Source organism: Collinsella sp. TF10-11AT, assembly GCF_003437565.1.
In the GTDB taxonomy this organism is placed as follows: Bacteria; Actinomycetota; Coriobacteriia; order Coriobacteriales; family Coriobacteriaceae; genus Collinsella.
The window spans coordinates 23,825-37,507 of sequence record NZ_QSQW01000002.1 but is presented as its reverse complement, the minus strand read 5'-3'; the positions used below and the strand labels follow the sequence as shown (position 1 = coordinate 37,507).

Below are 13,683 nucleotides of genomic sequence, written 5' to 3'. Positions count from 1 at the left end.
ACACGCCCAACGCCATCCTCCGCTATATTCAATATAGAGTTATACATATGCTTCTATGTAAGGAGTTTCGTATGCCTGTCGTAAAGTCTATTTCTGATCAGACGCGCGCACTAACTACCATTCAGGAACGCGAAGATCACATTCAACGTGCCATCGCTCGTGGCTATGACGACCTCACCAACGGTCGAGTGCGCCCCTGGAAACAAGCGAAGGCCGAGGCGGATCGGATACGAGCCTCGAGATAATCCCTCCCCCATGTAACCATCCTGTAAATCATAGCGGCGCACTCGAGTTTTACCGTGATGCGGTCGCGCCCGGCGCTCCACTGTGCTAAAGTATCCCGAACGTTCAAACGACTCCGAGGGGGACCTAGAAGATGGCACGTGTGCACAACTTCTCAGCAGGCCCGGCCGCACTGCCCACCAGCGTGCTTGCCGAGATCGCCGACGAGATGATGGACTACCGCGGTTGCGGCATGTCCGTGCTCGAAATGAGTCATCGATCTAGTATGTACCAGCAGATTATCGACGACGCCGAGGCAACCCTGCGCCGCCTGCTGAGTATCCCCGACAACTACCGTGTCCTGTTTTTGCAGGGCGGCGCCACGCTGCAGTTTGCGGGCATCCCCATGAACCTCATGCGCCGCGGCCGCGCCGGCTACGTCGTCACCGGCAACTTTGCCAACAAGGCGTACAAGGAGGCCGCCAAATATGGCGAGGCCGTGCTGCTCGCGAGCTCCGAGGACACCAATTTCGACCGCATTCCCACCATGGCCGACGTCAACGCGCGCATTGCCGCCGAGGCCGCGGGCGACGGGCTCGACTACGTCTACATCTGCCAGAACAACACTATCTTTGGCACCATGTACCACGAGCTGCCCAACTGCGGCGATGTGCCGCTGGTCGCCGATGTCTCGAGCTGCTTCCTGTCGCAGCCGCTCGACGTTGAGCGCTACGGGCTCATTTACGCCGGCGCACAGAAAAACGCCGGCGCTGCGGGCGTGACCGTGGTCATCGTGCGCGACGACCTTATCGCAGATGGCCCCGCCTTTGCGCAGACGCCGCAGTACCTGGACCTTAAGACCCAGGCCGCCAAGGGCTCCATGCTCAACACGCCCAACACCTTTGGCATCTACGTATGCGGTAAGGTGTTCCACTGGGTCGAGGAGACCGGCGGACTTGCCGCCATGGCCGAGCGCAACTGGGCCAAGGCCAACCTGCTCTACGACCTGCTCGAGCACAGCGAGCTGTTCCACGGCACCGCTCAGGCCGACAGCCGTTCCATCGCCAACGTCACCTTCCGCACCGGTGACGTCGAGCTCGATGCGGCCTTTGTTGCAGGCGCCGCCGAGCACCAGATTCAAAACGTCAAGGGCCATCGCCTGGTAGGCGGCATGCGCGCCAGCGTCTACAACGCCGTGACAATGGAAGACGTACAGGCACTGGCCACGTACATGAAGGACTTCGAAGCACAGCATAGTTTGAGCCCGCGATCTAACTAGCCCGCAACGCGCGGGCCGACCAGCCACTTCAAACCACTTGTTTTAAACAAACCTGCTAAGGAGTTTTCCATGCGCAAGATCAAGACCATCGACGACATCACCAAAGACGGCAAAGTCGAGTTTGGCGAGGGCTACGAATTTGTGAGCACCGCCGAGGAGGCCGACGCCATCCTGATGCGCTCGACCGACCTGCACGGCTACGAGCTGCCCGAGGGCATTCGCGCCATCGCCCGCTGTGGCGCCGGCGTCAACAACATCCCCGTCGAGGAGTACGCCAAGAAGGGCGTCGTCGTCTTTAACTCGCCCGGCGCCAACAGCAACGCCGTCAAGGAGCTCGTCCTGGGCATGCTGGTGCTTTCGAGCCGTGGCGTGGTGCAGTCGATGAACTGGGTGCGCGACAACGCCGACGACCCCGCGATTCAGGTCGATGCCGAGAAGGCCAAGAAGGCCTTTGTGGGCCGCGAGCTCAAGGGCAAGCGCATCGGCGTCATCGGCCTGGGCAACGTGGGCTCCAAGGTCGCCAACGCCTGCGTCGATTTGGGCATGGACGCCTACGGCTACGATCCGTTCATTTCCGTTGAGCACGCGTGGGTGCTGAGCCGCGAGGTGCAGCGCGTGGGCACACTCGAGGATCTGTGCCGCGGCTGCGACTACCTCACCGTGCACGTGCCCAGCAAGGCAGACACCATCGGCATGATCAGCACCGAGCAGATTAACCTGCTGGCACCCAACGCCGTCCTCATCAACTACGCGCGCGAAACCATCATTGACGAGGACGCCGTCGACGCTGCCCTGCGCGAGGGCAAGCTGAGCTGGTTTAGCTGCGACTTTGCCACGCCCAAGACCGTCAAGATGCCCAACACGTTTGTCACCACGCACTCGGGCGCCGGCACTGGCGAGGCCGAGGCCAACTGCGCCGATATGGCCATTAGCGAGCTCAAGGATTACCTGGAGAACGGCAACATCGCGCACAGCGTCAACTACCCCGCCTGCAGCATGGGCAAGGCGCGCGCCGCAAGCCGCATCGCCTGCCTGCACGCCAACGTGCCCAACATGATTGGCCAGATCACGGCAATCCTTGCTAAGGACAACGCCAACGTGCAGCGCATGACCAACGAGTCCGCCGGCGAGAACGCCTACACCATGTTCGACACCGACGAGCACCTGGACAGCAGCACCATCGAGGCGCTCAAGCAGATTCCGTCGATGTATCGCGTGCGCGTGATTAAGTAGCGCCGGCGCCAAACCTGCCAGACAGACCACGAAGCCCATTCGCCCCCCGTTTTCACGAAACGGGGGGCGATTTTGTTGCTCCGGATGACTTTAAAATGATACCCAGAACAAGTTTTTTCAGATAATCGATAGTGAGGCTCCAGTCGCTAAGCACACCCGCTTTGATAAACAGCTTTATCAGGGACTTTAGTAGGTAAAAATCGGTCTCTATGTGCCGAATGTAAGTTGACTGTCCATTTTCCGAAACAACTTATTCTAGGTAGCATTTTTAAGGCCCGTCCAAGGCAAAATATAAGTATTTTGCGACCAAAACTCTAGTCCGCGCGACCATTTTCCGCCCGCGCGGCTACATTCCCGCCCAATCGATAAAAATCTCCTCACGAAGCCGCCGTTCGAGCTCCTGCTGCCGCGGCGTCTTGTCTTTCAGCGGCACATCGAGATAGGACATGATGAGCTCCATCACCACGCGGAAGGCATCGGAATCGGCCAGCTGACCATAGGTCATCAGAACGACGGGATATCCCATGGCTTGCAAAGCCGTCGTTCGATCGGAGTCCGAGATCTTGGATTCTATGGATCCGTGTATGGCTTTACCTTGGCATTCAACCAGGCACTCTCGGCTGCCGTCCTTATTTGCCAGCAGAATATCGGCATAGCGCCTATCAAGCCCCGAAATCAGGCGGGCACTGCGCGTCAAGCGAATCTCGACGTTATTGGTAAGGCGCAGCCCTTCGCCGCCGCGCAACCTCGTAAGGCCAAACAGCATCGAAGCCTGGACCTCGAGCGGCGATGCCGCCACCCCCGTAATGCATTTCGCGGCACGCGTGAACGATTTAGCGCCGCGGAGCCCCGGGATCTTATCGACGTACTCGGTAAGCTCAGAGAGCTCGATCAAGGGAGGTCGTTTCCACAAGTCCGTTGGATTCCCCGAGACATCCTTTACGTTTTCCCAGCCCGACCGTGCGTCACCCCACCGGCCCCCGTATGCCTGCTCAAGTGCCGACTTTACCTGAGGTGCAATCTTGCACACGGCAAAGGTGCCGCACATCTCATACATGCACATGATTAGACGCTCGTTTGAGACCGAGGAAGCCAGGGTCAGCAGGGTAAAGAGTGGGGACGCAACATCGAGGCCAAACTCCGTCTGCCGCACGGAATCAAACGGCCTCTCCCCGTTCCAAACATGCCTGACAATGCGATCGCCCTTACGTCCGCAGCTGCCCTGCGCCAACACGTGTAACGGGGTGCCCAGGAAATGCGTGACGAGCGGATGCTCACATAGGTGCTCCCTGCGCGGATCGTCCGCAGAATCGGGCAGGTCCGGCATTATTGCCAAGACCTGTGGAGGTATCCGGTGATACCGAAAGGCAGATATGTCGCACAGCATGTCGTCCATGAAGGGTACGTACCCGCTGCGTCGCTTGTGAACCCGCTCGGACGGCAAACGCGCTGGCTCGGCCTGCGAACGGTAAATACTGCCACGCCCACGTCGCGGATCTCTCAGGAGGCTTACAATCGGTTTGGAAAGCAAACTGATTGTGAGGTTGCATATGGTTGATGAGGACTTTGCCTGGCGGCTTACGCAAGGACTCGTGCGGATCGACAGCTCAGACCCGGGCGCGTATGAGGATGAAATTGAGCGCTTCATTAAGAGGCTCATTGAGCAGCAGCTGGCACAACTTGATAGTTCTGCGCTCGATGCCGTGCAGATTGAGGAGCTCGAAGTGCTGCCCGGGCGCCGCAACCTTAAAGTCACCGTGCCGGGCCAAAGCGACGAGCCGCGGCTGGTCTATATCTGCCACATGGATACCGTCACCTTGGGCGATGGCTGGGACGCAGACATCGCACCGCTTGGGGCGGTTGTGCGCGACGATAAACTCTATGGCCGCGGTGCCTGCGATATGAAGGGTGGCCTGGCCTGCGCCATTGCCGCACTGGTCCATACGCTCGAGCGCGTGGCGGCGGATGGCGCGCTGCCACGCCGCGGCTTTTCGCTCATCTGCTCGGTCGACGAGGAAGACTTTATGCGCGGCTCCGAGGCGGCCATCAATGCCGGCTGGGTCGGCTCGCGCGAATGGGTGCTGGACACCGAGCCCACCGACGGGCAGATCCAGGTGGCGCACAAGGGGCGTACGTGGTTCGAGATTGAAATGGCTGGCGTGACGGCGCATGCAAGCCAGCCTTGGAAGGGCGCCGACGCCGTCGCCGCCATAGCCGAGGTCGCGTGCTCGCTTCGTCGCACGTTTGCGACGCTACCTTTACATGAGGAGCTGGGGCCATCGACCATCACGTTTGGACAGATCGAGGGTGGCTACCGTCCCTATGTCGTGCCCGACCACGCTAAGGTCTGGGTCGATATGCGCCTGACCCCGCCGACTGATACGGCCGCCGCGACGCGCATGGTAGAGCAGGCCATCGCCGTCGCCGAAGCCGCCGTTCCCGGTTGCCATGGCAGCTACACCGTGACGGGCGACCGCCCCGCCATCGAGCGCGACCCGAACTCTCCCCTTCTAGCAGCGCTCAAGCGTGCCGCCGATGACGTGACGGACGCGGACACGACCGTCGGCTTCTTTACCGGCTACACCGACACCGCCGTCATTGCCGGCAAGACAGGCAACCGCAATTGTATGAGCTACGGCCCCGGCTCGTTGGCGCTCGCACACAAGCCCGACGAGTATGTGCCCCATGCCGATATCGTTCGCTGCCAAAACGTGCTCATCGTGCTTGCCGATAACACGCTCTGGGACGCAAGCGGCCAAGTTGGGGCATAATAAGCCGCGAACAAACCGACTCGCGCGTTAGGACCGCCCATGAAAGCACTTCCGTTTCCCTGCATCCGCCCGGCTCAGGACCGTGTGCTCGAGGCGCTGCCTGCGATGGGCGGTATCCTGAGCGGCAACGACGCCCTGCGCGGCGCCATTGCTGACGGCCTAATGCTCAAGGACCCGGGTGCGGCGTATTACGTGTACGAATGCTCGGGCGAGCCGGGACGTGCGACGGGCGTCGTGGCGATTTGCCCGGTTAACGTGCTGACGGGCGGCGACGAGACTGCCGCCGAGAGCATCGACGCACTCGCCACCGCGCGCGCGATCGCCGAGCTCAAGGTGCAACCGCGCCCCGTGTCGCTCGCCTACGAGGCGTCGCCCGTCATGGATATCATTTTGAGCGCTGCCAAAGAGGGCGCATCGCTCTACGCCGTCACCGATCCCGCGGGCGTCACACATCGCGTGTGGGAGGTCAAGCGCGAGGACGCCGTTGCCGCCATCCGTGCCATGCTCGATCAGGCGCCCGACCCGGTGTTCGCCGGTGACTCCGCCTATGTCGCCGCACTGGCTGGGGCATCGCAGATTCTGGCCGACGAGGCCCGCGCTGCCGGCGCCTACTCTGGCAAAGAGCCGTTCAACTTTGCTGTAGCCGTGCTGTTCCCCGCCGCGCAGGTCAGCGGCAGCGCGCCGCAGGTTCCGACGGGTCTGCTCACTCACCAGGTCTCACGGTTCTAGCGAACTCAAACGCTAAGCTGGAAAACCCAGCATCCAAACAAACAAGGGGCGGGGATGCAATGCCCGTGCATGCATCCCCGCCCCTTTCGCATCAAACAATTTCGCCGGCAAACCGCGCCGCAACGCCAGCGCTACCCGCGCTGCGGGCCTACTGCCGCTACAAGCGGTTCAAGCCCCAGCTCGCACGCGTAATCCTCCTGCGTAAAGACTTCGACCAACTCAAACGTGTCGGATTCGTCGCCAAACGCAAAGTGCAGCACCGAGCAGTTGCCCGGCACGCGATCGCGCTCGTCGGCCGCCGCACCCTTCACGTGATCCATAAACTCCTTGATAGCCGAGCCATGGCTTACCGCGAGCACACACGTATGGTCCGGACGCTGCATGAGTTCGGTCAGCGTCGTCACCATGCGCTCGCGCACCTGGATCTGGCCCTCGCCGCCAAATTGACGATAGAAATCGCGCCACGGGCGCTCGGGCATAAGCATCACGCGCTCGGCCTCAAAGTCGCCAAAGAACCACTCACGCAGGCCGTCCAGGCGCTCGTACGCCAAGCCCGGCCACAAGTTGGCGATAGTCTGCTCGGTGCGATGAAGCGTGGAGGTGTAGGCATGATCGGGCTCAATGCCGCGCGCACGTAAAAACATGCCGGCGCGCGCCGCCTGGTCGCAACCCAACTGCGTAAGCGGCGAGTCACTCCACCCCTGAATGATACGCTTAAGGTTGAATATCGTCTGTCCATGACGGACCAGATACAGATCTTTATTCATAGGGGTCCTTTCGTTCGTTACCAACCCAAGAGCGAAAACGCCCCGTCGCAATAGCCAAAATGAAGCACGGCACCGTTGTCGGGTAGCTCTCCCCCGCCAGTCACATACTCAAGAAACTCCTGGCAGGCTGAGCCGTGGGAAACCGCCAGCACGCAGTTGTGCTGCGGCCGGGCCATAATACGGGACAGCGCCGCGACCATGCGCGACTGAAGCTGCACTTCCGACTCGCCGCCAAAGGCCACCGGATAATCGCCCCAGGGCTGCGGCGGCATCTCGCGATTTGATGTGCCCTCCAGCGAGCCAAAATGCCACTCACGCAGGTCATCGACCAGCTCAATGGAACGGCCCTCGCCAACGATAAGCTCGGCCGTATGCCGCGCCCGGCCCAACGGCGAGGAATACACATGATCAAAGGCCACGCCACGCGCCGCAAACGCCGTACGCGCCGTCAGCGCCTGCTCGCGCCCGCGCGCCGTAAGCGGCGAATCGTGCCAGCCCTGCAAAATGCTCTGCACATTGAGCTCAGTCTGCCCATGCCGCACCAAATACAGATCTGCCACACGCTCTCCCCTCGTACCACCACAAAGGGGACAGGCACCTTTGTGGTGGTTTACCGTCTGATCACGCCGCGGTGACGCTCAGCTACACCAGCACGTCGGCGAGCGGGCGCTTGGGTACGTGGTGCACCTGCGCATCGTCACGCCAGTAATTAATTGAGCCGTCGGGGTTGGAATCGATCGCATCGATCATCTGCGTCTCGGCCGGCACGCCAAAAGCCATGATCAGCTTGAGCTCATACTTGTCGTTATCGAGCCCCATAGCATCGATCGCGTGGGGCGTAAAGGCCTTGAACATGCAGGCTGCCACCTCGGGCGTGGCGCTGCGAGCGGCGAGCATCATCGTCTGCGCGGCAATGCCCGTGTCGACCTCGGTGATGGGCGCGGCGGGCTTACCCGGAACAGCGCGCTCGGCAAGAATCGCGATGTAGCCGGTCGGACGCTCGCCCTCGGCAGGACCCGACCAATCCTTAAGCGCGCCGGCCCATGCAAGCTCATCAAATACACGCGCGCAATCCTCGGCACCGCTCACCACATGAAAACGCAGACGCTGAGCATTGGCGCCGCAGGGAGCCAGGTGCGCCAGTTCCGCCAGCTCGAGCAAAAACTCGCGCGGCACGCGCATGGACTCGTCAAAACGGCGGCACGTACGGGCGCGGCGGACCAGCGCGTCAAACGTGTCCAGGCCAAGCTTTTCGCAACCCTGCTTTGCCATCGACTCGGCGCTTACCGGCGCCGCGGGAACAGCTTCGTTCATAAGACCCCCAATAAAAGCCAATTGTTCTTAAGAAAATCTAACCTAAAACGTAGGCAATTACACACAGCGGCGCAATGTTCCACACCTGTTGAATATTCCGCATCCAAACGGGAACAAAGGTAACAATTCGGGAAGATGAGGCTCCCATTCGCCCTTCCCGCCCCACGCGACGGCGCCCTTGGGCGATACTGGTTGCAAGAGCTACGGCTTACGCCGCACGGAAAGGAGACATCATGGGCATCTTTAAGAACGATGACAAGCAATCGAGCGCGTTTGGATTTGACGAGAAAAGCATGGCAGGCAAGGCCGTCAAGGCCGTGCGCTGGATTTACGCCATCACGGGCGTCTTGGCGCTCGTCGCCGGCATCGCACTGCTGTTTGCGCCCGCCAAATCCCTCGTCTTCCTGACGACCGTCTTGGGCATCTACTTTGTGATCACGGCCGCGATCAGGCTGTTTACCGCTGTTTTCGAGCCGCTGCTGCCCACCGGCTGGCGCGTTACGAGCATCATCTCCAACCTGCTCATCATTCTGGGCGGCGTCATAATCCTGCGCAACCAGGCCTTCTCGACCGCGACGCTCACCACGCTCGTGGTGGTCGTCGCCGGCTTTGGCTGGATCGTCGAGGGCGTCATGTCGATTCTGGAATCCGAGCTTTCCGCCAACCGCGCCCTCGCCATCCTGAGCGGCGCGCTCTCCATCATCGCGGGCATGTTCGTGTTTATCTATCCGCTGTGGTCGGCCAAGATGCTCGTCATCTTTAGCGGTGCCGCGCTGCTGGTGTTTGGCGTGACGCTCATTGTTCGCGCCATTCAGTTTGGCAAACTGGTGCGCTAGATGCCACGAACGCTCTTTATTGATGCAGACGCCTGCCCGGTCACGCGCGAGTCGATTGACTGCGCGCGGCGGGCGGGCGTCGCCGTTGTTATCGCCGGCAACAGCACGCAAAACCTGGAACGGCACATTCGCCGCGACGACCCGCGCGATGCCGAGCACGCGCGACGCGGCTTTTGGGTCACGACGCTCGACGTGAGCGTGGGCGCCGACAGCGCCGACTTTGCCATTGTCGAACGCCTGCAGGCGGGCGACGTGGTCGTGACGCAGGACATTGGCTTGGCGAGCATGGTGCTCGGGCGCGATGCCGCCGCTATCGGTGTGCGCGGGCGCGTCTACGACAAAGCAACCATCGACATGCAGCTGTTTATTCGCCACGAGGAAAAGAAGGTACGCCGCGCCGGCGGACGCACTCGCGGTCCGGCAGCATTTACCAGCGAAGACCGCGCCCGCTTTAAACGCAACCTCACCGAGCTGCTGCGCTAACCAAGGTAGATTTTTGGGCTTAGAGACCAAAGGCGGAGAGAACGAGTCCCCAGCCGGCGCCGATGACGTACATCATGACCAGAAACAGGGCGTTTTCGCGAGCGCTGCGGTTGGTGCGGAACAGCACCAGGTAGCCCACGCCAGCGGAAATGAGCGTGCCGGCGAGCATCGGGGCCAGCTGCAGCGCGCCTTCCAGGTACAGCTGCGTAATGACTACGCTCGCTGAGCAGTTGGGGATCAGGCCGACAAGCGCCGAGCCCAGGACGGCGAGCGTCTCATTGCCGCGCAGGAACTGCTCGATTGCGGACTCGCCAAAGGCCTCGAGGACGGCGACCAGAATCAACGTCACCAGGAAAATAAATGCCGATACCTGCACGGTATGCGAGATGGCGCTGCGGATAATCGACAGGACAGGAGCGCCTTCGTGGGAGTGGGAGTGACCGTGGTCATGATGGTGTTCATGCTCGCCCTCATGTTCGTGATCGTGGCCATGTCCGTGTTCGTGCTCGTCCTCGTCTTCATCACAACCGCAATGGTCACGCTCGCACAACTCGTGGATATGGTCGGCGCTCACGCCCGCCTCGGCAACCTCGTCGATGATGTCACCGCCAGTGTGGTCGTCGTGCGCACAGTTCACATGAGCCGGATTGGCAGCAGTCCCCAACACGGTACGGCGAATCGCCGCATGCGCGCGGGCATTACGACGAAGGCCGCGGATAGCCGCATCCACGATAAAGCCCGTGACCAGAGCGATCAGCGCCTTCGAGGCGAGCAGCATCGCCATGGTCTGCACGGGAACTTGCTCGGCGAGCAACAGCGGCAGCATCTCGTCTGAGGTCGAGAGGAACACCGCAACCAGCGTGCCCAGCGTCACGACGCGACCGGCGTACAGCGTGGCCGCCATGGCCGAAAAGCCGCACTGCGGCACCATGCCCAGCAACGAGCCAACCACGGGGCCGGCGGCGCCCGCGCGCTTGATAGCGCCGTTGACGCGGTCGCCCGCCACATGCTCCAGCGTCTCGAGGGCAAGATACGTCACCAACAAAAACGGCACCAGGGACAGCGTGTCCTTGCCGGCGTCGAGCAGAATATCAATCAGTAAATCCATGACGGATGGAACCTTTCGTGTCTTTCGGCAACATTGTAAAAGTCCTAGCGGTCAACTAGGGTATTGTAGTTGTCCCGGGCGTTGTGCCAATAGTTGCCCATGGTAAACTATCATCTCGCCACAACTCAGTAACCCCGAGCCGCGCGACGCGGCCCGTCCAAGGAGCAGCCTATGAACGTTTCGCAAGCACTCGAATACGAGCGCCAGCCGTTTATCCCCATGTTTATCTATGGCGATCACGGCGCCATGGAGTCCGAGCGCCAGAAGGGCGAGGAGGCCCTCAAGGCGCTCGAAACCGAGTACTTTACCGCCGAGGGCGACCCCGGTTTCGACTTTGCCACCGTGCGCGACCTGGCCGACCGCAACCGCGACCTGTGCGACCAGATCGGCGAGGCGCGCCTGCGCAACGTGACGCCCGCGACGCTTTCGCGCGGCCTGTCCGATGCCGACACCTGCGCCGCCATCGGCAAGATGCAAAAGCGCACCGCCGCGTCGGTCATGCGCGAGATCCGCGGCGACCGCGACGCGCTCGGCGTGGCCTACGCCCGTAAGCCCATCCAGGGCACCGTGCTCGGTATCGACATCGAGACCACCGGCCGTGCACCCGAACGCGGTTATATCATCAACGTCGGCTGGGAGATCATGGAACTCACCAGCGACGCCGTCCCGCACGATGCCGAGGCGCACTACTGTGGCCTGCCCGACATCTACCGCGGCGAGGATGTGCCGCTATCGAACATCCATCACATTACTTGGGACGACATCGACGGCAAAAAGCCGTTCCGCGAGAACAAGGAACTGCAGAAGCAGCTGCTCAAGCTTATGAAGAAGTATCCCTATATGGCGCATAACGCCGCGTTCGAGGACAGCTGGTTCAAAATTCACCTGGACGGTTACGCCGAGGCGCGCCGTGCCGGCAAGATTATCGTCATCGATTCGCGCCAGATCTGCCGCAGCCTGGATGCCGACGTCCGCTCGCTCCCCCGCGAGTCCGCCCCCGCCGCGCTCGAGAACTGGGCGCGCCGCCGCGGAACCCTCGCCGCCGACGCCAACGAGCAGCATCTGGGTCTGGACGACACCGACCTCATGCTCCGCACGGTACAGGCCGAGTTCAACCTCAAGAACCTGTTTGCGAAATAACCGATCCATCTGCGGGAGCGCCTGCCAGGCACAGCGCAATCCTCTGGGCGCACCGGCACGCAGTAAACTAGGGCGCAGCCTTATGGCTGCACCCTAGTTTTCATCAAAACAAGCAAATACGCGTGCTTCACACAGTCGACAGGTTGACCCACCTACATTTTTCGAGTTGTTCGGCCAGCTGAACCACTAGTCAAGGCCCCTTGAACCGCAATCGAGCGCTGTAGTCGCCTTTATTTCGCAACCAAGCCCCATAAATCTACCTGAATCAATTCGAATAGGACATTGTAAACACACCATTCGTATAGGATAAGGCCGAATAACTCAAATTATGTTGGTGAGGCTTCTGGGCGTTCGGTAAAAACGCCCAGAAGCTACGAACCCGCAAATAAAGTTCACCAAAAAAGGCGCAGCTGGCAGAAACCTCCCCAGCCGAAGCTGCCCCCCCTCAATACGACAGCTCAAAAACCCACCGTTCGCAGAAGATAAGCCGCGTCCCTATACCGTTGCCCGAAGTTTCGGGCACATGTGGCGTCCGCTATGCCATCATGCGCGTATGGGAATCGTTCTGTCACATACTACAGCACGCGCTGTATACCAAACAGCCAACTCGCTCGCAAGCTACGCGACCGATCCCATACCTATGGAAAAGATCAGGGTGTCTGCGCCGACCACATCCGACCTGGAAGCGGCACGAGCATGGCTCAAAAGAAAGAATGTCGATTCTGAACGCATCCATGTGCTGACGTTTTCCAATAATGCCAAAAGGCACCGCAAGGGCTGCATCTGCCACTGCACGCGCTATACGTTTGATGCAGAAAGCTACCTAGAACTCGAGCCGAACGTCTACATCGTCGATATCAAGCTGTGCGCGTTAGAAGCAACAGCCGACCTCAACCTTTCGGAGCTCGTTGAGTATTACTTTGAAATCTGCGGCTCCTACGCGCTTGAAACGTCCAACGAAACTCAATATCGCGAGCGCCCAGCCCTAACCAGCGTTGAAGAGCTCAGAGCCTTCTTTTCAGAGGCGTCGGGGTATCGTGGATCTAATAAAGCCCTTAAGGCACTTTCTTATGTACGCGAAGGCTGTCGCTCCCCACTCGAAACGGCGTTTGTCATGATGCTGACGATGCCCAAGTCAATGGGTGGCTTAGCCATACGCGCTATCAAAACGGATTATCCGATCCCAGTCCCCAAAAGATACGCCGCCCTAACGCGACGGACGGTTTTCTACCTCGACGCGCTGCTCGAGAATTCGATGACCGATATCGAATACAACGGCTTTTACCACGACGAGCCCGAGCAGCAATCAATTGACGAGGAACGCCGCAACACGCTGCGAAACATGGGATATGCCGTTATCACAGTTACTCGTCATTCGTTTTTCAAGCAGTCCGCTTTTGGACGGGTCATGGAAGCGATTCGCATTCGCGAGAAGATCTGGCCTGGTCGACTCCCGGATAACTTCACCATCCTGCAAGAAACTCTTCGTCAATTTGTCTTGCGGCGCTACTTCGAATACGGTCGCCGCGTCCTGGAGGCTCTCAAAGAAGAAGAGTCCGCCAAGCGCGAAATTGCAAGCCAATATCCGCAAGCTGATGACCCGAGCATCAACGATGTGCCCGAACCCGACGACATGCAACACGTCGGGGCCCTTGCTGAAGAAATCAATGGGCCTTGGGAATGCGACATGTCCGCAAAAATCGATGAAAACCGCACGGAAGACGACACGATTATTGATCTAATTGAGAATTCGCTCTTCTAAAGGCGGTCTCTGCGGATGTCCACCTACATTTTTCGACTT

14 protein-coding genes are annotated in these 13,683 nt (G+C 60.3%); 9 read left to right on the top strand and 5 right to left on the bottom strand.

What is annotated here, in order from left to right; all coding sequences use genetic code 11:
• Positions 1-71: 71 nt before the first annotated feature.
• The 3 genes from DXC99_RS10335 (at position 72) to DXC99_RS01650 (ending at position 2,734) form a co-directional block, all read left to right on the top strand.
• On the top strand, positions 72-245 hold the full coding sequence (locus DXC99_RS10335) for a hypothetical protein (protein ID WP_158551585.1): 174 nt from the start codon (positions 72-74) through the stop codon (positions 243-245).
• Between the two features lie 131 nt (positions 246-376).
• Positions 377-1,501, top strand: a complete 1,125-nt coding sequence (gene serC, locus DXC99_RS01655; RefSeq protein ID WP_117629074.1) for a 3-phosphoserine/phosphohydroxythreonine transaminase — start codon at positions 377-379, stop codon at positions 1,499-1,501.
• A gap of 69 nt (positions 1,502-1,570) precedes the next feature.
• A complete protein-coding gene (locus DXC99_RS01650) occupies positions 1,571-2,734 on the top strand; it encodes a phosphoglycerate dehydrogenase (RefSeq protein ID WP_117629073.1) in 1,164 nt (387 codons plus the stop codon).
• 346 nt (positions 2,735-3,080) lie between these two features.
• On the opposite strand, the gene DXC99_RS10330 is transcribed toward DXC99_RS01650, so the two are convergent.
• Positions 3,081-4,061 (bottom strand): hypothetical protein, encoded by a 981-nt coding sequence (locus DXC99_RS10330; RefSeq protein ID WP_158551582.1) that lies wholly within the window; start codon positions 4,059-4,061, stop codon positions 3,081-3,083.
• A gap of 223 nt (positions 4,062-4,284) precedes the next feature.
• Between DXC99_RS10330 and DXC99_RS01640 the strand changes: the two genes are divergently transcribed.
• Together DXC99_RS01640 and DXC99_RS01635 are read left to right on the top strand one after the other, a co-directional pair.
• A complete protein-coding gene (locus DXC99_RS01640) occupies positions 4,285-5,505 on the top strand; it encodes a M20 family metallopeptidase (protein ID WP_117629072.1) in 1,221 nt (406 codons plus the stop codon).
• Between the two features lie 39 nt (positions 5,506-5,544).
• Positions 5,545-6,234: a DUF1015 family protein gene (locus DXC99_RS01635; RefSeq protein WP_117583771.1), complete on the top strand. Its 690-nt coding sequence runs from the start codon at positions 5,545-5,547 to the stop codon at positions 6,232-6,234.
• A gap of 131 nt (positions 6,235-6,365) precedes the next feature.
• On the opposite strand, the gene DXC99_RS01630 is transcribed toward DXC99_RS01635, so the two are convergent.
• The 3 genes from DXC99_RS01630 to DXC99_RS01620 form a co-directional block, all read right to left on the bottom strand.
• Positions 6,366-7,001 carry a histidine phosphatase family protein gene (locus DXC99_RS01630; protein ID WP_117583772.1) on the bottom strand — a complete coding sequence of 212 codons (636 nt, stop codon included), beginning with the start codon at positions 6,999-7,001 and terminating at the stop codon, positions 6,366-6,368.
• Between the two features lie 17 nt (positions 7,002-7,018).
• A complete protein-coding gene (locus tag DXC99_RS01625) occupies positions 7,019-7,561 on the bottom strand; it encodes a histidine phosphatase family protein (protein WP_117583773.1) in 543 nt (180 codons plus the stop codon).
• Positions 7,562-7,643: 82 nt separating this feature from the next.
• Positions 7,644-8,315, bottom strand: coding sequence for a nitroreductase family protein (locus DXC99_RS01620; protein WP_117563980.1), 672 nt, complete (start codon positions 8,313-8,315; stop codon positions 7,644-7,646).
• Between the two features lie 233 nt (positions 8,316-8,548).
• Here DXC99_RS01620 and DXC99_RS01615 point away from each other — a divergent pair, with 233 nt between their 5' ends.
• Together DXC99_RS01615 and DXC99_RS01610 are read left to right on the top strand one after the other, a co-directional pair.
• Positions 8,549-9,151 (top strand): HdeD family acid-resistance protein, encoded by a 603-nt coding sequence (locus DXC99_RS01615; protein WP_117583774.1) that lies wholly within the window; start codon positions 8,549-8,551, stop codon positions 9,149-9,151.
• Complete coding sequence (locus DXC99_RS01610; protein WP_006235439.1) at positions 9,152-9,634, top strand: DUF188 domain-containing protein; 483 nt, start codon at positions 9,152-9,154, stop codon at positions 9,632-9,634.
• A 19-nt stretch (positions 9,635-9,653) separates the two neighbouring features.
• Here DXC99_RS01610 and DXC99_RS01605 read toward each other — a convergent pair whose 3' ends face one another.
• On the bottom strand, positions 9,654-10,742 hold the full coding sequence (locus tag DXC99_RS01605) for a putative manganese transporter (RefSeq protein WP_117583775.1): 1,089 nt from the start codon (positions 10,740-10,742) through the stop codon (positions 9,654-9,656).
• A gap of 171 nt (positions 10,743-10,913) precedes the next feature.
• Between DXC99_RS01605 and DXC99_RS01600 the strand changes: the two genes are divergently transcribed.
• Both DXC99_RS01600 and DXC99_RS01595 read left to right on the top strand, forming a co-directional pair.
• Positions 10,914-11,882 carry a 3'-5' exonuclease gene (locus tag DXC99_RS01600; RefSeq protein ID WP_117583776.1) on the top strand — a complete coding sequence of 323 codons (969 nt, stop codon included), beginning with the start codon at positions 10,914-10,916 and terminating at the stop codon, positions 11,880-11,882.
• A gap of 640 nt (positions 11,883-12,522) precedes the next feature.
• Positions 12,523-13,644: a hypothetical protein gene (locus DXC99_RS01595; protein ID WP_147329321.1), complete on the top strand. Its 1,122-nt coding sequence runs from the start codon at positions 12,523-12,525 to the stop codon at positions 13,642-13,644.
• The last annotated feature ends 39 nt before the right edge of the window (positions 13,645-13,683 follow it).